The sequence below is a fragment of the Pseudomonas sp. Rh2 genome, assembly GCF_040762985.1.
Classification (GTDB): Bacteria; Pseudomonadota; Gammaproteobacteria; order Pseudomonadales; family Pseudomonadaceae; genus Aquipseudomonas; species Aquipseudomonas taiwanensis.
Window position 1 is genome coordinate 391,126 of record NZ_CP142890.1, and the last position, 21,102, is coordinate 412,227.

General features: G+C 62.3%; 21 protein-coding genes. 14 read left to right on the top strand and 7 right to left on the bottom strand.

Translation table 11 applies throughout. The annotated features are described in order from the left end of the window. The first annotated feature begins 61 nt into the window (after positions 1-61). The gene (locus VXM67_RS01785; protein ID WP_023383033.1) at positions 62-841 is read left to right on the top strand and encodes an exodeoxyribonuclease III; all 780 of its coding nucleotides are present in this window, start codon (positions 62-64) and stop codon (positions 839-841) included. A 50-nt stretch (positions 842-891) separates the two neighbouring features. Here VXM67_RS01785 and rph read toward each other — a convergent pair whose 3' ends face one another. Beyond that, positions 892-1,614 carry a ribonuclease PH gene (gene rph, locus VXM67_RS01790; RefSeq protein WP_023383034.1) on the bottom strand — a complete coding sequence of 241 codons (723 nt, stop codon included), beginning with the start codon at positions 1,612-1,614 and terminating at the stop codon, positions 892-894. Between the two features lie 227 nt (positions 1,615-1,841). Between rph and VXM67_RS01795 the strand changes: the two genes are divergently transcribed. Continuing rightward, positions 1,842-2,705, top strand: coding sequence for a YicC/YloC family endoribonuclease (locus VXM67_RS01795; RefSeq protein ID WP_023383035.1), 864 nt, complete (start codon positions 1,842-1,844; stop codon positions 2,703-2,705). A gap of 13 nt (positions 2,706-2,718) precedes the next feature. Next, a complete protein-coding gene (gene gmk, locus VXM67_RS01800; protein ID WP_023383036.1) occupies positions 2,719-3,339 on the top strand; it encodes a guanylate kinase in 621 nt (206 codons plus the stop codon). A 32-nt stretch (positions 3,340-3,371) separates the two neighbouring features. Here gmk and VXM67_RS01805 read toward each other — a convergent pair whose 3' ends face one another. The 3 genes from VXM67_RS01805 to VXM67_RS01815 all read right to left on the bottom strand — a co-directional run bounded on the left by VXM67_RS01805 (position 3,372) and on the right by VXM67_RS01815 (position 7,164). Next, entirely contained in the window at positions 3,372-4,913 is a 1,542-nt protein-coding gene (locus VXM67_RS01805) for an APC family permease (RefSeq protein ID WP_023383037.1), read from the bottom strand. 114 nt (positions 4,914-5,027) lie between these two features. Continuing rightward, a complete protein-coding gene (locus tag VXM67_RS01810; protein ID WP_027906665.1) occupies positions 5,028-5,777 on the bottom strand; it encodes a gamma-glutamyl-gamma-aminobutyrate hydrolase family protein in 750 nt (249 codons plus the stop codon). 4 nt (positions 5,778-5,781) lie between these two features. After that, the gene (locus VXM67_RS01815; RefSeq protein ID WP_023383040.1) at positions 5,782-7,164 is read right to left on the bottom strand and encodes a glutamine synthetase family protein; all 1,383 of its coding nucleotides are present in this window, start codon (positions 7,162-7,164) and stop codon (positions 5,782-5,784) included. A gap of 207 nt (positions 7,165-7,371) precedes the next feature. Here VXM67_RS01815 and VXM67_RS01820 point away from each other — a divergent pair, with 207 nt between their 5' ends. From VXM67_RS01820 to VXM67_RS01840, 5 genes are all read left to right on the top strand, one after another. Beyond that, positions 7,372-8,244 (top strand): LysR family transcriptional regulator, encoded by an 873-nt coding sequence (locus VXM67_RS01820; protein WP_023383041.1) that lies wholly within the window; start codon positions 7,372-7,374, stop codon positions 8,242-8,244. Positions 8,245-8,498: 254 nt separating this feature from the next. After that, complete coding sequence (rpoZ, locus tag VXM67_RS01825; RefSeq protein ID WP_016394025.1) at positions 8,499-8,762, top strand: DNA-directed RNA polymerase subunit omega; 264 nt, start codon at positions 8,499-8,501, stop codon at positions 8,760-8,762. 60 nt (positions 8,763-8,822) lie between these two features. Next, positions 8,823-10,931 carry a bifunctional GTP diphosphokinase/guanosine-3',5'-bis pyrophosphate 3'-pyrophosphohydrolase gene (spoT, locus tag VXM67_RS01830; RefSeq protein ID WP_023383042.1) on the top strand — a complete coding sequence of 703 codons (2,109 nt, stop codon included), beginning with the start codon at positions 8,823-8,825 and terminating at the stop codon, positions 10,929-10,931. Between the two features lie 23 nt (positions 10,932-10,954). Next, the gene (locus tag VXM67_RS01835; RefSeq protein WP_009684531.1) at positions 10,955-11,335 is read left to right on the top strand and encodes a RidA family protein; all 381 of its coding nucleotides are present in this window, start codon (positions 10,955-10,957) and stop codon (positions 11,333-11,335) included. A 53-nt stretch (positions 11,336-11,388) separates the two neighbouring features. Beyond that, positions 11,389-12,117, top strand: coding sequence for a hypothetical protein (locus VXM67_RS01840; RefSeq protein WP_023383043.1), 729 nt, complete (start codon positions 11,389-11,391; stop codon positions 12,115-12,117). A 120-nt stretch (positions 12,118-12,237) separates the two neighbouring features. Here the strand turns inward: VXM67_RS01840 and VXM67_RS01845 are convergent, their stop codons facing one another. Continuing rightward, positions 12,238-13,092 (bottom strand): NAD-dependent epimerase/dehydratase family protein, encoded by an 855-nt coding sequence (locus tag VXM67_RS01845; protein WP_023383044.1) that lies wholly within the window; start codon positions 13,090-13,092, stop codon positions 12,238-12,240. A 192-nt stretch (positions 13,093-13,284) separates the two neighbouring features. On the opposite strand from VXM67_RS01845, the gene exbB reads away from it, so the two are divergent. The 6 genes from exbB (at position 13,285) to VXM67_RS01875 (ending at position 20,004) form a co-directional block, all read left to right on the top strand. Next, entirely contained in the window at positions 13,285-14,259 is a 975-nt protein-coding gene (gene exbB / locus VXM67_RS01850) for a tonB-system energizer ExbB (RefSeq protein WP_027906663.1), read from the top strand. Between the two features lie 3 nt (positions 14,260-14,262). Then, a complete protein-coding gene (exbD, locus tag VXM67_RS01855; protein ID WP_013974803.1) occupies positions 14,263-14,691 on the top strand; it encodes a TonB system transport protein ExbD in 429 nt (142 codons plus the stop codon). Beyond that, on the top strand, positions 14,688-15,422 hold the full coding sequence (locus VXM67_RS01860) for an energy transducer TonB (protein WP_023383046.1): 735 nt from the start codon (positions 14,688-14,690) through the stop codon (positions 15,420-15,422). The genes exbD and VXM67_RS01860 overlap by 4 nt, the downstream gene beginning before the upstream one ends. Positions 15,423-15,516: 94 nt before the next feature. After that, a complete protein-coding gene (locus VXM67_RS01865) occupies positions 15,517-16,440 on the top strand; it encodes a hydrogen peroxide-inducible genes activator (protein ID WP_023383047.1) in 924 nt (307 codons plus the stop codon). Between the two features lie 3 nt (positions 16,441-16,443). Continuing rightward, the gene (gene recG / locus VXM67_RS01870) at positions 16,444-18,522 is read left to right on the top strand and encodes an ATP-dependent DNA helicase RecG (protein ID WP_023383048.1); all 2,079 of its coding nucleotides are present in this window, start codon (positions 16,444-16,446) and stop codon (positions 18,520-18,522) included. A gap of 78 nt (positions 18,523-18,600) precedes the next feature. Then, positions 18,601-20,004, top strand: a complete 1,404-nt coding sequence (locus VXM67_RS01875) for an aminoacyl-tRNA deacylase and HDOD domain-containing protein (RefSeq protein WP_027906661.1) — start codon at positions 18,601-18,603, stop codon at positions 20,002-20,004. A gap of 105 nt (positions 20,005-20,109) precedes the next feature. Here the strand turns inward: VXM67_RS01875 and VXM67_RS01880 are convergent, their stop codons facing one another. Continuing rightward, a complete protein-coding gene (locus VXM67_RS01880) occupies positions 20,110-20,484 on the bottom strand; it encodes a hypothetical protein (RefSeq protein WP_023383050.1) in 375 nt (124 codons plus the stop codon). 149 nt (positions 20,485-20,633) lie between these two features. Then, positions 20,634-20,933, bottom strand: a complete 300-nt coding sequence (locus VXM67_RS01885) for an HU family DNA-binding protein (protein WP_016394014.1) — start codon at positions 20,931-20,933, stop codon at positions 20,634-20,636. Positions 20,934-21,102 lie beyond the last annotated feature (169 nt).

The following is a 21,102-nucleotide window of genomic DNA, read 5'->3' on the forward strand; positions in this document are numbered from 1 at the left end:
GGATTTAGCTAAATGAGTTGAGCTCGGGTATCATACACGCACGAGATTTTTGGGGCCATTTATGCGGATCATCAGTGTGAACGTGAATGGCATTCAGGCTGCGGCCGAGCGAGGATTGCTCAGCTGGCTGCAAGCCCAGAATGCCGACGTCATCTGCCTTCAGGATACCCGCGCCTCGGCCTTTGAACTCGATGACCCAGCTTTCCAGCTCGATGGCTATTTCCTTTATGCCTGCGACGCGGAAGTGCCTGCCCAAGGTGGCGTGGCACTGTATTCGCGGATGCAGCCCAAGGCAGTCATCACGGGCCTGGGCTTCGAGACAGCCGACCGCTACGGGCGTTACCTGCAGGCCGACTTCGACAAGGTAAGCATCGCTACCCTGCTGCTACCTTCGGGAATGAACGGCGACGAAGATTTGAACCAGAAGTTCAAGTTGATGGACGACTTCGCCAAGTACCTGGACAAGCAGCGGCGCAAGCGTCGTGAATACATCTATTGCGGCTCGTTCTACGTGGCGCAGCAGAAGCTCGACATCAAGAACTGGCGTGATAGCCAGCAGTCGCCAGGCTTCCTGGCGCCGGAGCGTGCCTGGATGGACGCCATCACCGGCGACATGGGTTACGTGGATGCGCTGCGCGAGGTCAGTCGTGAAGGTGACCAGTACAGCTGGTGGCCGGACAACGAGCAGGCTGAGATGCTCAACCTGGGTTACCGGTTCGACTACCAGATCCTCACTCCAGGCCTGCGCCGCTTCGTGCGCAATGCCCGCCTGCCACGCCAGCCGCGCTTCTCGCAGCATGCGCCGCTGATTGTGGATTACGACTGGACGCTGACCATCTAAACGAAATGGGGCCGCTTTTGCGGCCCCATTTTCGTCTGGATCGACTGGAATCAGTCAGCCAACGAAGCCTGCTGCAGCTCGAAGATTTCGTTCATGCCCTTCTGCGCGAGCGCCAGCATGGCGTTGAAGTCTTCCGACTGGAATGGCGCGCCCTCGGCAGTGCCCTGCACTTCGATGAAGCCGCCGGCACTGGTCATGACCACGTTCAGGTCGGTCTCGGCAGCGGAGTCTTCCAGGTAGTCCAGGTCCAGCACGGCCTCACCCTGGTACATACCCACCGACACGGCGGCGATCATGTGCTTGAGCGGGTTGCCAGCCTTCAGGCCACCACGCTTCTTGATCACCGCCAGGGCGTCGCACAGGGCGACCATGGCACCGGTAATCGAAGCGGTGCGCGTACCACCGTCGGCCTGGATCACGTCGCAGTCGATGTACAGCGTGATGTCGCCCAGCTTGCTCATGTCCAGGGCGGCGCGTAGCGAACGGCCGATCAAGCGCTGGATTTCCAGGGTGCGACCACCCTGCTTGCCACGGCTGGCCTCGCGCTGGTTTCGCTCACCGGTGGAGCGCGGCAGCATGCCGTACTCTGCCGTCAGCCAGCCTTGGCCCTGGCCTTTGAGGAAGCGGGGAACACCATTCTCGACGCTGACCGTGCAGACGACCTTGGTGTCGCCGAACTCGACCAGTACCGACCCCTCGGCGTGCTTGGTGTAGTTGCGGGTGAGGCGGATCGAGCGAAGCTGATCGGCGGCGCGACCACTTGGACGTTTCATCTGGGATACCTGTACCGGGACTTTGAATCTGCCCTGCATTATAGGGCCCGACGCCTTGCGAGGACATGCCTATTGTCGTGCGCCTGGCAGCCTGTCGACTTTTCCCACTGCCCAGCGGCCACTCTGTAACATGGGTGGATTGGGCGCCAAGGTCCCACTGCGCTACAATCCTGCGCCTTGCAGCCGAAAGGCTTTTCCGTTCACTCCATCAACGCGAGGTACTCCCCATGGTGCACAGCATGACCGCTTTTGCTCGAGTCGAGCGCGCCGGCAGCCAAGGCACCCTGGTCTGGGAGCTGCGTTCGGTCAACCACCGTTACCTGGAACCCCATCTGCGCCTGCCCGAAGCGCTGCGCGACCTTGAGGGCGCCGTCCGCGAAGGTCTGCGCCAGGGCGTGTCCCGGGGCAAGGTGGAATGCACCCTGCGTCTCAATGAAGACAACGCCGGCAAGCCGCTCAAGGTCGACCGTGAGCGCGCCTCGCAACTGGTTGCCGCAGCCGAAGAGGTCGCCGGCCTGATCAAGCAGCCAGCCCCGCTCAACCCGCTGGAAGTGCTGTCGTGGCCGGGGGTACTGGTGGCTGACGCCAGTGACCCGCAGGCCCTGAACGCCGAGGCCATGGCGCTGTTCGACGAAGCCCTGGCCGAGCTCAAGGCCGGTCGTCTGCGCGAAGGCCAGGAGCTGGCGCGTCTGATCAACGAGCGCCTGGACAGTATGGCCAGCGAGGTCACCACCCTACGCGCCCTGGTGCCACAAATGCTGGCAGCCCAACGGCAGAAGATCCTTGATCGCTTCGGCGACCTGCAGGCCGAGCTCGACCCGCAGCGCCTGGAGCAGGAGATGGTCCTGCTGGCCCAGAAGAGCGACGTCGCCGAAGAACTGGACCGCCTGAGCACCCACGTCAACGAAGTGCGCCGGGTACTCAAGTCCGGTGGCGCAGCGGGACGGCGCCTGGATTTCCTGATGCAGGAACTCAACCGTGAGGCCAACACCCTGGGCTCCAAGGCCTTCGACCCGCGCAGCACGCAAGCGGCGGTCAACCTGAAGGTGCTGATCGAACAGATGCGTGAACAAGTACAGAACATCGAGTAAGGCCACCCCTACCATGAATCACAGCAGCGGCACCCTCTATATCGTCTCGGCCCCTTCGGGCGCCGGCAAGACCAGCCTGGTCACCGCCCTGACCAATGACGACCAGCAGATCCGCGTCTCGGTCTCGCACACCACGCGCGCCATGCGCCCAGGCGAAACGCACGGCGTGAACTACCACTTCGTCATCCACGAAGAGTTCAAGGCGCTGATCGAGCAAGGCGACTTCCTGGAACATGCCGAAGTCTTCGGCAACTTCTACGGCACCTCGCGCAGCGCACTGCAGCAGACCCTCGACCAGGGCTACGACCTGATCCTGGAGATCGACTGGCAAGGTGCGCAGCAAGTGCGCAAGCTGATGCCGGACGCACTGTCGATTTTCATTCTGCCGCCAAGCCAGCAGGCGCTGCGCGAGCGCCTGGATGGCCGTGGACAGGACAGCGAAGAGATCATCGCCGGACGCATGAAGGAAGCGGTCAGCGAGATGGTGCACTACGACGAGTACGACTATGTGATCATCAACGATGATTTCGATGTCGCGCTGCAGGAGTTGAAGGCGGTGTTCGTCGCCAACCGGCTGCTGCTGAAGAAACAACAGCAGCGGCATGGGGCGTTGTTGAAGCAGCTGGTCGGCTGAAGGTTCACAGGGGCCGCTGTGCGGCCCCAACATCACTCCGGCAGAGGCAGGGTAGCCTGCTGACGCAGGGTAGCCCCCAGGAAGTAGGCCGGCGCGCGCATCCGCGACAGCATCATCAGTACGATCCCCAGTGCCGAGATGATCGCTGCAATCACGAACACCAACCCCAGCCCCCCCACATGCGAGCCGCTACCGAAGTCTGGCGAAGCGCTGTCGATCGCGGTGCGCACGAAGATCACCGACAGAATCACCCCACCCACCAACGGGCACAGGCCACGCATGAAGAAGTGGCGCAGACTGTCGAACAGGCTGTCACGGAAGTACCAGACACAGGCGAAAGCCGTCAGCGAGTAGTAGAAGCAGATCATCATCCCCAGCGCGGTGATGGTGTCGGCCAGCACGTTCTCACTGAGGGTACGCATGGTAACGTAGAACAGCCCCGCGGCAACGCCTGCGCAGATGGTGGCGTAACGCGGCGTCTGCGAACGCGGGCAGACGCTGGCGAACTTCTGCGGAACGGCACCGTAGTACCCCATGGCAAGCAAGGTGCGCGCGGGCGAAACGAAGGTCGACTGCAACGAAGCGGCGGTGCTGGCCAGCACGGCAATGGACATCAGGATCGCCAACGGCCCCATCACCGGACCGGCCAGGTGGGCAAAGACGTTTTCCTGAATGCGCGGATTGTTCAGGCCCAGGCCTTCCTCACTGATGCCAGCGAACTGCAGGGTGGCGATGGCCGTGAGCAGGTACAGCCCGAGAATCAGCAGCACGGTCCAGGTCGCTGCCTTGCCCGGCACCTCGTCACTGCCAATCGACTCCTCGCTGACGGTCAGGCATACGTCCCAACCCCAGAAGATGAAGATCGACAGCGACAGCCCGGCAGCGAACGCCGAGAACGACTCGACGCCAAACGGGTTGAACCAGGCAAAATCGAATTCCAGCGGGGGCGGCGCCGTGGTCTCGCCGAACGCTGCAAAGGCAAAGCCGATCAATACCAACAGCTGCAAGGCTACCAGGCCATATTGCACCGTCATGGTCGTGGTCATGCCGCGACAGCAGATCCACACCGCCAAGGCGATGAACACGCAACAGGTCGTGATGTTGATCAACAGGTTGTCCGCCAGGGCCGCCAGTTCGTGCTGACCGGTGATCTGGGCAAGGAACAGGTAGAAGAAGTCGACCGCCACGCCCGCCAGGTTGGATAACACGATGGTGGTGGCAACTACCAACCCCCAGCCGCCGATCCAGCCGATCATTGGGCCGAAGGCACGGGCCGACCATGTGAATGAAGTACCGCTGTCAGGCTCCGCCGAGTTGAGCTCGCGATAGCCGAGGGCCACCAGCAGCATTGGCAGGAAACCGACGATGAACACCGCCGGCAGGTGAGCGCCGACTTCGCGGACGGTTGGCCCGAGGGCGCCGGTCAAGGTGTAGACCGGCGCGATGGTGGAAATGCCCAGCACCACGCTGGCCAGCAAGCCCAAACGGCCCTTGGCCAGGCCTTTGCCGCGCGAGGTATTGCCCGAGTCGGTCGCCACGTCAGGTGGGCGGCCGGCTTCTGTGTAATTGCTCATGAGAAAACGCCGTAACTATTGGAATTGTTGTCACAGGCCTTGCAAGCAAGGCGCTTTCACTCATTGAAAGCTTGCGAATCGGTTTAGGTCATCCAAGACCTTCGGGTCATGACCCTACCGTGCAGCATGGGCAATGCAGGCCTCACGAAACGCCTGGAACAGGCGCAAGGAGACCGGGTTTTCGGCGAAACGCCACTCAGGGTGCCACTGAACACCCAGCACAAAGCCAGGTGCATCAACCATCGACACCGCTTCGATCAGGCCATCCGGGGCCCGTGCCTCGACACGCAGCCCTGGGGCCAGGCGGTCGATACCCTGGCTGTGCAACGAATTGACTTCGAACTGCGCAGCCAGGCCCAGGCGCTCGAACAACCCGCCCGGCTCGGTGCTGACGGGGTGACGAAGGCCGTATTGCACCTCCAGGGGTGCATCCTCAGGTTCACGGTGGTCCAGGAAGCCAGGCAGCTCCTGCACGCGCTGGTGCAGAGTGCCGCCCAAGGCCACATTCAATTCCTGGAAACCACGACAAATGCAGAACACCGGTACACCGGCGGCAATGGCCGCCTGCAGCAGCGGCAAGGTCAGGCGGTCACGAGCAGGGTCGTGCCGGGTCCCTTCCGCGCTGGGGGCGCCATTGTAATGATGCGGCTCGATATTTGAAGGCGAACCGGTAAAAACAATGCCGTCGAGCTGCGCCAACAGCGCCTGCGTGTCACTGCCGGCATCGCGAGCCGGCAACAGCAGTGGCAGCCCGGCAAAGCCCGCCGCCTCGACATACTTGTCGCCCACCGTGTGCGACGAGTTCTTCCCCACCTGCTGACGGCAGGCGCTGACACCGATCAAGGGGACCGCAATTGCGCTCATGGGCTTACACCGTGTGCAGGTACCAGTTGTACTCGAGGTCGGAAATCGATACTTCGAACTCGGCCAGTTCGCTTTCCTTGCAGGCCACGAAGATATCGATGTAGTCCGGGCTGATGTATTGATTGAGCACTTCGCTGTCGTCCAGCGCGCGCAAGGCATCGCGCAGGTTGTTCGGCAGGCTCTGCTCCAACTGTTCGTACGAGTTGCCTTCGATCGGTTCACCTGGCTCGACTTTGTGGGTCAGGCCGTGATGGATACCGGCGAGAATCGCCGCGAGCATCAGGTACGGGTTGGCGTCCGCACCGGCCACGCGGTGCTCGATACGCACGTTTTCGCGGCTGTCGGTGGGTACGCGTACAGCCACTGTGCGGTTGTCCAGGCCCCAGCTCGGGGCGTTGGGTACATAGAACTGCGCACCGAAACGGCGGTAGGAATTGATGTTCGGGCACAGGAACGCCATGGAGGCAGGCATGGTTTCCAGGACGCCACCGATGGCATGGCGCAGGGTTTCACTTTCCTGCGGATCATCGCTGGCGAAGATGTTCTTGCCGGTCTTCTTGTCCAGCAACGAGATATGCACATGCAAGCCGTTGCCCGCCTGACCCGGATAGGGCTTGGCCATGAAGGTGGTATCCATCTCATGGTCGTAGGCGATGTTCTTGATCAAGCGCTTGAGCAGAATCGCGTAGTCGCAGGCCTTCAGCGGGTCAGCGACATGGTGCAGATTGACTTCGAACTGCGCCGGGGCGCTTTCCTTGACGATGGCGTCAGCCGGCAGGCCCTGCTCCTTGGCAGCTTCGAGCATGTCCTGGAGGCAGTCGGCGTATTCGTCGAGGTCGTCGATCAGGTACACCTGGGTGGACTGCGGGCGCTTGCCCGAAATGGGCGAACGCGGCGGTTGCGGACGACCGTTGAGGTTGTCCTGGTCGATCAGGTAGAACTCCAGCTCGAACGCGGCGCAGATGTCCAGGCCAAGATCGTCGAACTTGCTGACCACCTGACGCAGCACCTCGCGCGGGTCGGCGAAGAACGGCTGCCCATCCAGTTCGTGCATGGTCATCAGCAACTGGGCGGTCGGACGTTTCTGCCACGGCTCATCGGAAAGCGTCCCAGGGATCGGGTAGCAGATGCGGTCGGCATCGCCGATATCCAGGCCAAGCCCGGTGCTCTCGACGGTCGAGCCGTTGATATCCAGGGCGAACAGCGAGGCAGGCAGGTTGATGCCCTTCTCGTACACCTTGTGCAGGCTGGCGCGCTCGATACGCTTGCCACGTACCACTCCATTCATGTCGGAGATCAGCAGATCGACGTACTGAGTGTCCGGATGGGCCTTGAGGAATTCATTCATCTCGCTGGAAGAACTGGCGCACGGGGTTACCGACGTCATGGCTGTACATCCTTTGATTTGCTGCGGCGATGTGAGGGGATACGACTGGCGCCTCGGCGGCGGCGATGGTTGCTACTGTTGTTCTTTTCACTTTCCCATCGGGGGATAGGTTGCCCGACCGGCTGCATTGATTACCGGGGGCCGTTTCACTATAAAATGGCCTCAACGCAACAGACATTGGCAATTCGGCAAGCAGAGCGTGCACCAATGCAATATCAGATTACCCATGCCGACCTTTCTCTGGTCCTGGCCCTGGAACGTGGCCGCTCGCTGGCCAAGGCTGCCGAATTGCTCAAGGTCGACGTCTCGACCGTGTTCCGCTCCATACGTCGCCTTGAGTCGGCGCTGGGCACCGCCTTGTTCGTCAAAAGCCGCAAGGGCTACCTGCCCACCGACACCGCACAGGCCCTGGCAGAACAGGCCGAACGTGCCGAACAAGCGCTGGACGCTGCGCGCATCGCCATGACCAGCGGCGAGCAGGTAGTCAGCGGCACGGTTCGACTGACCTGCACCGAGGCGGTGATGCACACCTTGCTGCTGCCCGCGCTGGCTGCGTTCATGCCGAACTACCCAGCGCTGTCGCTGGAGATGGGTACGTCCAACACCTTCGCCAACCTGAGCCGACGCGATGCCGACATCGCCCTGCGCTTGACCAACACGCCACCGGAACATCTGGTCGGACGCTGCCTGGGGTCCACCTCCTACGTGATCTGCGGCCAAGCGCAGTGGCGCGAACGCCTGGCCGAGTCTGCCAGCAGCGTGCCGTGGATCGCCCCGGACGACTCAATGCAGGATCACCCCACGGTGGTTTGGCGCAACCAGCAGTACCCAGGGCTTAGCCCGCGCTACCAGTGCAGCGGCATGTCGACCATCGCCCAGCTGGTGAGCACTGGCCTTGGTGTAGCGGCGCTGCCTGACTACATGGTGCACGCATTGCCTGGAGTGGAGGCGCTGAGCGGCCCGCTACCGGGTTGCGACACCCAGTTGTGGCTGTTGACGCGGCCGGACTGCCGGGCGTTGCGCTCGGTACAGACACTCTTCGAAGAACTGACACCCCGGTTGCGCGACGCAATGTTGTAAGGGATGTTGTGTTCCTGGGGCCTGGGACGTTATCGTCGGAATCATGCATCGAGGGTGTCTGTAACGGCCCTTTCGCGGCTGCCGCGGTTCATGACCCGCGCATTCCCAGCAGACGCGGATGTACCCGCGCAGAAGCCGACACCGAGCCACCGGACAAAACAGCGCTTCCCTATTGGCTGGTGATTTTTTAAACTATCGAGTCCGCCCGCCCATATTGGGCTGCACGCCTACCGCATTTGCTACTGAGGAAGACCATGGCCCGCGTTACTGTTGAAGACTGCCTGGAACACGTGGATAACCGTTTTGAGCTGGTCATGCTCTCGACCAAGCGCGCACGTCAGCTGGCTACCGGCGGCAAAGAACCGCGCGTAGCATGGGAAAACGACAAGCCGACCGTGGTCGCCCTGCGCGAAATCGCCGAAGGTATCGTTACCCCTGAGTTCATCGCCGCAGAAGAGATCGTCACCGAGGATCCGGTCTTCGCCGCGTTCGAGGACGAGTCCAACGAGGCGGTCTGATCCATGCCCTGGTCGACATCGTGCGGCACAAGGCCCTCTTCCTCGGCAAGAGGTGAATCCATGCCGGGTATAGAAGCCTTAGCCGAACGGCTGTCGACCTATCTGGGCCCGGAGCAGGTCAACCTGGTTCGTCGCGCCTACTTTTACGCCGAACAGGCCCACGACGGGCAGCGCCGCCGCAGCGGTGAGCCCTACGTGACCCATCCGCTGGCCGTGGCCAGCATCCTTGCCGACATGCACATGGACCATCAAAGCCTGATGGCCGCCATGCTGCACGACGTGATCGAAGACACCGGCATCGCCAAGGAAGCCCTCTGCCAGCAGTTCGGCGAAACCGTCGCCGAGCTGGTCGACGGGGTCAGCAAGCTGACCCAGATGAACTTCGAAACCAAGGCCGAGGCGCAAGCCGAGAACTTCCAGAAAATGGCCATGGCCATGGCTCGCGATATCCGCGTGATCCTGGTCAAGCTGGCTGACCGCCTGCACAACATGCGCACCCTGGAAGTGCTGTCGGGCGAAAAACGCCGGCGCATCGCCAAGGAAACCCTCGAAATCTACGCCCCCATCGCCAATCGTCTGGGGATGCACACCGTGCGCGTGGAGTTCGAAGACCTCGGCTTCAAGGCCATGCACCCGATGCGCTCGTCGCTCATCCACCGGGCAGTCAAGAGCGCTCGCGGCAACCGCAAGGAAATCGTCGCCAAGATCGAGCAGTCACTGGCCAACTGCCTGGCTGCAGACGGTATCGAGGGCGAAGTCAGCGGCCGGCAGAAACACCTCTATGGCATCTACAAGAAGATGCGCGGCAAGCGTCGCGCCTTCAACGAGATCATGGACGTGTATGCCTTCCGCATCATCGTCGACAAGGTCGACACTTGCTACCGCGTGCTCGGTGCCGTGCACAACCTGTACAAGCCGCTGCCGGGCCGGTTCAAGGATTACATCGCGATCCCCAAGGCCAACGGCTACCAATCGTTGCACACCACCTTGTTCGGCATGCACGGCGTGCCCATCGAAATCCAGATCCGCACCCGCGAGATGGAAGAGATGGCCAACAACGGCATCGCCGCGCACTGGCTCTACAAGTCCAACGAGGACGAGCAGCCCAAAGGCAGCCATGCCCGCGCCCGCCAGTGGGTCAAGGGCATCCTCGAACTGCAGCAACGCGCCGGCAACTCGCTGGAATTCATCGAGAGCGTGAAGATCGACCTGTTCCCCGACGAGGTCTACGTCTTCACGCCCAAAGGGCGAATCATGGAGCTGCCCAAAGGCTCCACCGCTGTCGACTTTGCCTATGCCGTGCACACTGACGTTGGCAACAGCTGTATCGCCTGCCGCATCAATCGCCGCCTGGCACCGCTCTCCGAACCCCTGCAAAGCGGCTCGACCGTGGAAATCGTCAGTGCGCCAGGTGCCCGGCCCAACCCGGCCTGGCTCAACTTCGTCGTCACCGGCAAGGCGCGCACGCACATCCGCCACGCGCTCAAGCAGCAACGCCGCTCCGAATCCATCAGCCTGGGCGAACGCCTGCTGAACAAAGTGCTGACCGGGTTCGACAGCAGTCTGGAGCAGATACCGCAGGACCGTATCCTGGCGATTCTTGCCGAGTACCGTCTGGAACTGATCGAAGACCTGCTCGAAGACATCGGCTTGGGCAATCGCATGGCCTATGTCGTCGCCCGCCGCCTGCTTTCGGCCGAAGGCGAACCATTGCCGGCTCCGGAAGGCCCGCTGGCCATTCGTGGCACCGAAGGCCTGGTGCTCAGTTACGCCAAGTGCTGCACACCGATTCCGGGCGACCCCATCGTCGGCCACCTGTCCGCAGGCAAAGGCATGGTCGTGCACCTTGAGAACTGCCGGAACATCAGCGAAATCCGACACAACCCAGAGAAGTGCGTGCAGCTCTCCTGGGCCAAGGACATCACTGGCGAATTCAATGTCGAGCTGCGCGTCGAGCTGGAGCACCAGCGCGGTCTGATCGCCCTGCTCGCCAGCAGTGTCAATGCCGCCGATGGCAACATCGAGAAGATCAGCATGGACGAACGCGACGGTCGAATCAGCGTGGTCCAGTTGGTGGTCAGCGTGCACGACCGCGTGCACCTGGCGCGAGTGATCAAGAAGCTGCGTACGCTGACCGGCGTGGTCCGCATCACCCGCATGCGTGCGTAGTCCGTCAACAGCAAGGAGTCATCATGAGCAAGACTGTTATCAACAGCGACAAGGCCCCTGCCGCTATCGGCACCTACTCCCAGGCGATCAAGGCCGGTAACACCGTGTACATGTCGGGCCAGATCCCGCTGGACCCAAAAACCATGGAACTGGTCGAAGGTTTCGAAGCCCAGACCGTACAGGTATTCGAAAACCTCAAGGCCGTGGCTGAAGCTGCTGGTGGTTCCTTCAAGGACATCGTCAAGCTCAACATCTTCCTCACTGACCTGAGCCACTTCGCCAAAGTCAACGAAGTCATGGGCCGTTACTTCGAGCAGCCGTACCCGGCCCGCGCCGCCATCGGCGTTGCCGCACTGCCGAAAGGCGCCCAGGTTGAAATGGACGCCATTCTGGTCATCGAATGATGCCCTGGTGACGGGCGCCCTGCCCGTCACCTTCCTGCCAAGGTTATACAGCCATGCGTCAAGCACTCCCCTTCGCACTGGCCGCCCTGCTCATGAGCGGCTGTGCCAGCCACAAACCCGAAGATTTCAACGGCGTCTGGATCAACCAGGACGCCATCGAGGCCGCCAAGGGCGGTAGCCTGCGCCAGGCGCTGGACAAGCATGGGCCGGTCCTTGAGTGGAAACTCGATGTCGCCAACCAGCAAGTCAGCTACAGCAACGGCTTCGAAGCTGCCGATGGCCAGTTGAGCGCCAATGACAAGCAATGGCAAGCCAGCTTCCCCGGTGGCCAGACCGAGCAGTTGAAACTGGATGGCGATGAACTGAAAGCCACCGACCAGCGCGGCGCTGAGCAGACCTTCGTCCGTGCCAAGCAACCGAATGCGGCTGACGCTCCGCTTGGCAGCAGCTTCGAAAAGGCGTTGTACCAGTCCTATCTGGGCGGCGAATGGAAGATCGTCGAAGGACAGGGTAAAGGCGGCGTGGTGCGTTTCGCCGATAACGGCAGCGTCACTGGCCTGCCCGGCCCGGACCGCTATGCCCTGTGCCTTGCCGGCGACTGCGCCGCCATGGGCGGCAGCAATGACAGCCTGTGGCTGGAGCGTGACCAGCGTGGCGCGCCATTCATCTTCAAACGCGATGGCGACAAGCTGGAGATCTTCCAGGCAATCAACAGCGCACAGCCCGATGAGGTGCCAACCCTGGCACCGGGCGCTCGCAAGTGGGTGCTCGAGCGCGGCTGATCGCGGCATAACGACCTGCACTGCCCTTGACGGCCCCCAAGGGTTGGATTTGTGTCCAGCTTCTTGGGGGCAGGCCAGCCCTGTGTGAGATTTGGGGATGCGGGCAAGTCGGCGACAAGGTCAACGCTGCGCAAGAATGGCTGCGTACCCTTCCTTGTAGCTCGGATACACCGGGGCCCACCCCAACGCGCGTGCCCGGGCGTTGCTGCAGCGCTTGCTACCGGTGCGCCGCACGCGTTGCTCATCCGACCACTCGGTGACACCCATGTACGCTCGCAGCCAGGCCACCACATCGGCCAAGGGCGCCGGGTCATTGTCGACACCGATATAGCAATCTTCCAACGTCACACCCTTAGCGTCGGCCTGCAACAGGAAGGCGAGCAGGCTTGCGGCATCTTCAGCGTGGATGCGGTTGCCATACAGCGGCGGCTCCGCGGCCACGCGGTAACCTTGACGCACCTGGCTGAGCAGCCATTCGCGACCTGGCCCGTAGATTCCCGTCAAGCGCACCAGGGTAGCTGGAATGCCACTGCCCAGGGCTAGCCGCTCTGCCTCCAGCATGATCCGCCCGGAGTAACCCTCGGGTTCGGTGGCGGCGGTCTCGTCGATCCATTCGCCATCTTTCTGCGCATAGACACTGCTGCTGGAGACGAACAGCAGGCGACGCGGGCGTTGTCCTCGCTCGTTCAACCAAGACAATACGTGCCGCAAACCCTCGACGTACGCAGCCTGGTAACCGGCTTCATCGTGCTGGCTGGCCGCTACGCAGTACACCAGGTAGTCCGGCGCACGCACTGGCCATGCCTGGGGAATCTCCGGGCTCAAGAGGTCTGCGGCGACCGGTATCACTCCGGCCGGCAGTTGGCCAACCGAACGTCGCAGGCCACTGACCTGCCAACCGCGAGCCAGCAGTTGCCGGGCCAGGCGGCCGCCTACATCACCGCATCCTACGATCATCGCGGATAGGTCTGACATCACAAAACTCCGAAGATCAAAGGGTCAGGCTAGCCGGATTACGCGATAGGCGGCTAGACCAAGGTGGAAAAAAGCAACGAGATTACTTTTGTTAACAAGAATTACTTGCAATAATGGCACCCCTATCTGTTCTCGGCCTGCTTCGAGGCTTTGAAGAACGCTGACTTTTCTTCTTCATCAGGTCCGGCCAGCATGACACGTACTCAACCTTCCGCTTCGCCAACCACCTCGCGCGCCTGGCGCGCCATTGCCGCGCTGATGTTCAGCCTGGTACTGGCCCCAGCTGCCATGGCTGATGAACCAAGCACCAATGCCTCCACCCCTGCAGCTGCCACTGCACCGGCTGCCGCGCCCGCTGGCGATGCTCAGGCCGCTGCCCCAGCTGCCAACGCCGCCGCCCCGGTAGATTCAGCGGCGCCAGCAGGCGAACAGACGCAAGCAATCGTCGAGGACAACTCCCTGGGCATGGCACATGACCTGTCTCCATGGGGCATGTACAAGAACGCCGACGTCGTGGTCAAAGCGGTGATGATCGGCCTGGCCATCGCCTCGATCATTACCTGGACCATCTGGATCGCCAAAGGCTTCGAACTGATGGGCGCCAAACGTCGTCTGCGCGGTGAGATCGCGGTCCTGAAGAAGTCCGCCAGCCTCAAGGAGGCCAGCGACGCCTCTAACAAGGAAGGCACGCTGGCCCACACGCTGGTCCACGATGCACTGGAGGAAATGCGCTTGTCGGCCAATGCCCGCGAGAAAGAAGGCATCAAGGAACGCGTCAGCTTCCGCTTGGAGCGCCTGGTAGCAGCCAGCGGCCGCAGCATGAGCAGCGGCACCGGGGTCCTCGCCACCATCGGCTCGACCGCACCGTTCGTCGGCCTGTTTGGTACCGTCTGGGGCATCATGAACAGCTTCATCGGCATCGCCAAGACCCAGACCACCAACCTCGCCGTGGTTGCCCCTGGTATCGCTGAAGCCCTGCTGGCCACCGCACTGGGCCTGGTTGCGGCTATCCCGGCCGTGGTGATCTACAACGTCTTCGCCCGCTCCATCGCAGGCTACAAGGCTCAAGTCTCCGACGCGTCGGCGCAGGTACTGCTGCTGGTAAGCCGTGACCTCGACCACCAGGGTAGCGAGCGCGCCACCCCGCACATGGTGAAAGTGGGGTAAACCATGGGCCTGCATCTGAACGAAGGTGGCGATGACCTCGCCGAAAACCACGAAATCAACGTCACGCCGTTCATCGACGTGATGCTGGTGCTGCTGATCATCTTCATGGTCGCCGCCCCCTTGGCCACGGTTGACATCAAGGTCGACCTGCCCGCCTCGACCGCCAAACCGGCGCCGAGGCCCGAGAAACCGGTGTTCGTCAGCGTCAAGGCCGACCAAAAGCTTTATGTCGGCGACGATCAGGTTCCGGCACCCGACCAGCTTGGCCCGATGCTCGACGCCAAGACCAAGGGCGACAAGGAAACCACCATCTTCTTCCAGGCCGATAAAGGCGTGGATTACGGTGACCTGATGGAAGTGATGAACAACATGCGCGCGGCCGGCTACCTGAAAGTCGGCCTGGTAGGTCTCGAGACGGCAGCCAAGAAATGACGAAGACGCGGCACAATCTGGCGCGTTACAGCGGCAGCCTGGCACTCGTGCTGGGTGTCCATGCCGTCGCTGTGCTGCTTACGCTCAACTGGTCGGTGCCCCAGGCCATCGAACTGCCCCCGGCAGCGATGATGGTCGAGTTGGCGCCGCTGCCCGAGCCCGCGCCACCACCACCTCCCAAAGCGGCTCCACAACCGCCGGCACCGGTTGAAGAACCGCCGTTACCCAAGCTGGCGGAGGCCCCCAAGCCCAAGATCGCCATCCCGAAACCCCCGAAGCCCAAGCCTAAGCCGCAGCCGCCCAAGCCAGAGAAAAAGCCTGAGCCGCCGAAGGATGAGCCACCGGCCAAGGAAGAAGTCGCGGACACGCCGCCAAGCAACACGCCACCGCAGAAGTCGGCGGCACCGGCGCCAAGCATCGCGTCCAACAGCAAAGCGTTGCCGACCTGGCAAAGCGACCTGCTGCGCCACTTGGCGAAGTACAAGCGCTACCCGGAAGACGCGCGACGCCGCGGTCTGCAAGGCATCAACCGCCTGCGGTTCGTGGTCGACGCCGAGGGCAAGGTGGTGTCGTACTCGTTGGCTGGCGGCTCCGGTAGCGCAGCACTGGACCGGGCGACTCTGGAGATGATCCGTCGTGCCGGTACGGTGCCTAAGCCACCGGCCGAGTTGCTGAACAATGGCACCATCGAAGTAGTGGCACCTTTCGTCTACTCGCTGGATCGCCGCTGATACGGTTGTTTCTGTCACAAATCAACAAGTCTGATAACGTGCGTCTATCGTTTGCAGCCGCTATGCTGGGCCCGCAACTTCATGGACGCACGTTATGACCCTCACAGAATTACGCTACATCGTCACACTCGCCCAAGAGCAGCACTTCGGCCATGCCGCCGAGCGCTGCCACGTCAGCCAACCGACCCTGTCGGTCGGCGTGAAGAAGCTTGAGGACGAGCTGGGTGTACTGATTTTCGAGCGCAGCAAAAGCGCGGTGCGCCTGACACCGGTCGGCGAAAGCATCGTGGCCCAGGCGCAGAAGGTGCTGGAGCAGGCACAGGGCATCCGCGAACTGGCCCAAGCCGGCAAGAACCAGCTGACCGCGCCGCTCAAGGTGGGCGCCATCTATACCGTCGGCCCTTACCTGTTCCCGCACCTGATCCCACAGCTGCACCGGGTTGCCCCACAGATGCCGCTGTACATCGAAGAGAACTTCACCCACGTCCTGCGCGAGAAGTTGCGCAATGGCGAGCTGGACGCAGTGATCATCGCCCTGCCGTTCAACGAGGCCGACGTGCTGACCCTGCCACTCTACGATGAGCCATTCTGCGCGCTGATGCCCGCCGATCACCCATGGACGGCCAAAAAGACCATCGACACCGCCATGCTCAACGACAAGAGCCTGCTCCTGCTCGGCGAAGGCCACTGCTTCCGCGACCAAGTGCTGGAAGCGTGCCCGACCTTGAATAAAGGCGAAGGTTCCAAGCACACCACCGTAGAATCCAGCTCCCTGGAAACCATCCGCCACATGGTTGCCTCAGGCCTCGGCGTATCGATCCTGCCGTTGTCGGCGGTGCACAGCCACCACTATGCGCCCGGCGTCATCGAAGTGCGTCCACTCACACCGCCCGCGCCGTTCCGCACCGTGGCCATTGCCTGGCGCGCCAGCTTCCCACGGCCCAAGGCGATCGAGATCCTCGCTGACTCGATCCGCCTCTGCTCGGTCGCCAAGCCGCCCGTGGAACAATCGGCCTGAACCATGACTGAGCTGTCTAAGGTGCCGGTCACGGCACTCAAGGGAGTGGGCGAAGCCATGGCGGAAAAACTCGCCAAGGTTGGACTCGAGAATCTGCAGGACCTGCTGTTCCACCTGCCGCTGCGCTACCAGGACCGCACGCGCGTCGTTCCCATCGGGGCCCTGCGCCCCGGCCAGGACGCGGTCATCGAAGGTGTGGTCAGCGGTGCCGATGTGACCATGGGCAAACGCCGCAGCCTGGTGGTACGCCTGGGTGACGGGAGCGGCGTGCTGAGCCTGCGCTTCTACCACTTCAGCAATGCTCAGAAAGAGGGCCTGAAGCGTGGCACGCACCTGCGCTGCTACGGCGAAGCCCGGCCAGGTGCATCAGGGCTGGAAATCTACCACCCAGAGTACCGTGCACTGAACGGAGACGAACCACCGCCTCCTGTCGAGCAGACACTGACGCCGATCTACCCGTCCACCGAAGGGCTCACCCAGCAGCGCTTGCGCCTGCTGTGCCAACAGAGCCTGGGCATGCTCGGCCCGCGCAGCCTGCCGGACTGGCTGCCGGAGCAATTGGCTCGCGATTACCACCTGGCACCGCTGGACGATGCCATCCGCTACCTGCACAACCCACCGGCTGACGCTGACCTCGACGAACTCGCCGAAGGCCAGCACTGGGCCCAGCATCGCCTGGCGTTCGAAGAGCTGCTGACCCACCAGCTTTCGCAGCAGCGCCTGCGCGAAAGCCTGCGCAGCCTACGTGCCCCCGTGCTGCCCAAGGCTGGCCGTCTGCAAGCGCAATACCTGGCCAACCTCGGCTTCAAGCCGACCGGCGCCCAGCAACGGGTTGCCAATGAAATTGCCTACGACCTCAGCCAGGCCGAGCCGATGATGCGCCTGGTGCAAGGCGATGTCGGCGCCGGCAAGACCGTGGTAGCTGCCCTGGCGGCGCTTCAGGCGCTGGAAGCCGGCTACCAGGTGGCACTGATGGCCCCGACCGAGATCTTGGCCGAGCAGCACTACATCACGTTCAAGCGCTGGTTGGAACCACTGGGCATAGAGGTGGCCTGGTTGGCCGGCAAACTCAAGGGCAAGGCCCGTACCAGTGCCCTGGAGCAGATCGCCAATGGCGCACCCATGGTGGTCGGTACCCACGCGCTGTTCCAGGACGAGGTCCGGTTCAAGCACCTGGCCCTGGCGATCATCGACGAGCAGCACCGATTCGGTGTCCAGCAACGCCTGGCCTTGCGCAAGAAAGGTGTGGCCGGCGAACTGTGCCCGCACCAACTGATCATGACGGCCACGCCGATCCCCCGCACCCTGGCCATGAGCGCCTACGCCGACCTCGACACCTCGATCCTTGACGAGCTGCCGCCTGGCCGCACACCGGTCAACACCGTTCTGGTCGCAGACAGCCGGCGTTTCGAAGTGGTCGAGCGGGTCCGCGCTGCCTGTGCCGAAGGGCGCCAGGCGTATTGGGTGTGCACGTTGATCGAGGAGTCCGAAGAGCTGACCTGCCAGGCGGCAGAAAGCACCTTCGAGGAGCTGGGCAGCGCCCTGGGCGAGCTGCGCGTGGGCTTGATCCACGGCCGCATGAAACCGGCCGAGAAGGCGGCGGTGATGGCCGAGTTCAAGGAAGGCAAGCTGCAACTGCTGGTGGCCACCACGGTGATCGAGGTCGGGGTGGATGTACCGAATGCCAGCCTGATGATCATCGAGAACCCCGAGCGCCTTGGCCTGGCCCAGTTGCACCAGCTGCGTGGCCGCGTCGGCCGTGGCAGCGCGGTCAGCCATTGCGTCCTGTTGTACCACCCGCCCCTGTCGCAGATCGGCCGCGAACGGCTGGGGATCATGCGGGAAACCAACGATGGCTTCATCATCGCCGAGAAAGACCTGGAGCTGCGTGGCCCTGGCGAGATGCTCGGAACCCGTCAGACTGGCCTGCTACAGTTCAAGGTTGCCGACTTGATGCGCGATGCCGATCTGCTGCCGGCCGTGCGTGACGCGGCCCAGGCCCTGCTAGCCCGCTGGCCCGACCATGTCAGCCCGCTGCTCGATCGCTGGCTGCGCCATGGCCAGCAATATGGCCAAGTGTGACGATTGTCCCAAATTGGATCCAGCTTGCGGGCCAGGCTGGTTATACTTCGCGTTTAAAAGAAATAGTGGATACGGACCATGACTGAAGTTGCCCTGGATACCGCAACCCCACATGCACCCTCGGTGATCAAGCTGCTGCTGGAAAAGCTTGGCGTCAGCTATCGCGAGGTGCCTGAGGATCCGGCCCTGCCGGCGGCTTCGCGGGTACAGGCGATTCTGCTCGACGATGAGGTCGGCGCCCTGATGGTGCTGTTCCCACAGAGCAAGCTGCTGGACCTCAATCGCCTTGAGGAATTGACCGGACGCAAGCTCCGTGCGGTCCCCGTTGCACGCCTCAAGCAGATGCTCGACAAGCACAGTCTCAAGGCGCTGCCTGGCATCCCGGCGCTGACCAGCTCGCCTTGCCTGTACGAACAGAAACTGCTCGACAGCCAGACGCTGCTCATCGAGTCCGGAGAAACCGGTCTTTTGCTGAGAATCGAGCGGGATGACTTCAAGCGCATGCTGAAGAAAGCCAGCGCGGGCAGCTTCGGACAGCCCGTCAGGGACATCCGCCCCAACCTGGACCGCCCCGACGACGACTCGAAGGAAATCACCCAGGCCGTGCAGGCCTTCACCGCCCGACGCATCCAGCAACGACTGGAGCAGACCATCGAAATTCCGCCGCTGGCAGACACCGCACAGAAGATCATCAAGCTGCGGGTCGACCCCAATGCCAGCATCGATGACATCACCGGCGTAGTGGAAACCGATCCAGCGCTGGCTGCCCAAGTGGTCAGCTGGGCGGCGTCCCCTTACTACGCCTCACCCGGCAAGATCCGCTCGGTAGAGGACGCCATCGTGCGCGTGCTGGGCTTCGACCTGGTGATCAACCTGGCCTTGGGCCTGGCCCTGGGCAAGACCCTGAGCCTGCCGAAAGACCACCCCCAGCAAGCCACGCCTTACTGGCAGCAGTCGATCTACACCGCCGCGATCATCGAAGGCCTGACCCGCGCCATGCCACGGGCCGAGCGCCCTGAAGCCGGTCTGACCTACCTCGCGGGGCTGCTGCACAATTTCGGCTATCTACTGCTGGCCCACGTGTTCCCACCGCACTTCTCGCTGATCTGCCGTCATCTGGAGGTCAACCCGCACCTGTGCCACACCTATGTGGAACAGCACCTGCTGGGCATCAGCCGCGAACAGATCGGCACTTGGCTGATGAAGCTGTGGGACATGCCAGAAGAGCTGTCGGCCGCGCTGCGTTTCCAGCATGACCCGTCCTACGACGGCGAAAATTCAGCATTCCCCAATTTGGTGTGCCTGGCGACCCGGCTGCTGCGCTCGCGCGGAATCGGCTCAGGGCCACAGGCTGAAATCCCTGATGATTTACTGGACCGTCTGGGCATCACGCGGGAAAAGGCGGAGGATGTGGTGAACAAGGTGCTGGAGGCCGAAAGCCTGTTGCGCGAGCTGGCCTCGCAATTCCACGCACCGCATTGATCCCCAGGGTTGGATCCGTCCAATCTTTCGGGGTATTCGCCCCTGTGGCGCGGGCTTGGCGGATGAGCCCGCGCTCACAGGTTCAGCGCAACAGTTTCTGGGATCTCAACCCTTCTTTTTCGGCTTCAGGTACTTCATCAAACCCTGGAACCACATCACCAACGCTGGATTGCCCTTGATCTGGATGTTCTTGTCCTGGATACCCTGCATGAAGGCCAACTGCTTGTTACCCGCCTGCATCGTGGCAAAACCGTAAGCCGCATCCTTGAATGCAATGGCGAAAGCCGGTTGCGGGTGCAACCCACCCTTGCTGCTGACGCGCTCGCCGCTGACGATGAAGTGACGCGCAACCTTGCCGTCCAGTGTCTGCATCTGGAACACCAGGTCTTTGTCCTTGAGCTGCTGTTGGAAGGCCGGGTTGCTGCGGCTGGCCCTGGCCATCAATAGCCCCATGGCCCAAAGAAGAAAGCGAAACTTCATCAACGCGCCTCGAATAAAAAATGACTGAGACGCGGAGTTTATCCGTTTCCTGAACTTTTTATACAGCTCTGCCGAATGCATCGCTTGCAAAACACGACGGGCGCCCTGGGGCGCCCGTCTTACTGACACTGGGGATTGTCAGGTGTGCATCACTTGCCTTTTTTAGCCGGCTTGGCTGGGGCGTTGACGCTGTCACGAAGGTTCTTGCCAGGTTTGAAGGCAACGGTGTTGCTGGCCTTGATCTTCACCGGCTGGCCGGTTTGCGGGTTCTTGCCGGTGCGGGCACCACGATGGCGTTTTTCGAAGGTGCCGAAGCCGACCAAGGTGACGGTGTCCTTGTCCAGGGCACCTGTGATGCTGTCGAGAATCGCGTTCAGCACTTGGTTGGCTTTTTCCTTGGTCAGATCGGCCTTTTCGGCGATGACGGCGGCGAGTTCTGGTTTACGCATAGTGAAGCCTCTTTGACGGAATTCTTGTTGTTATGCCGTGCTGCCCGAAGAGGCAGCGCTCAAGGCACCGCAGGCTCTAATCTGCGGCAGACGGGAGTGAGAATGGCACGCCCACCGAGGCCGCGCCAGTATCTGGGCGGCCATTGTAGTGGCAACTAAAGGGTAAACC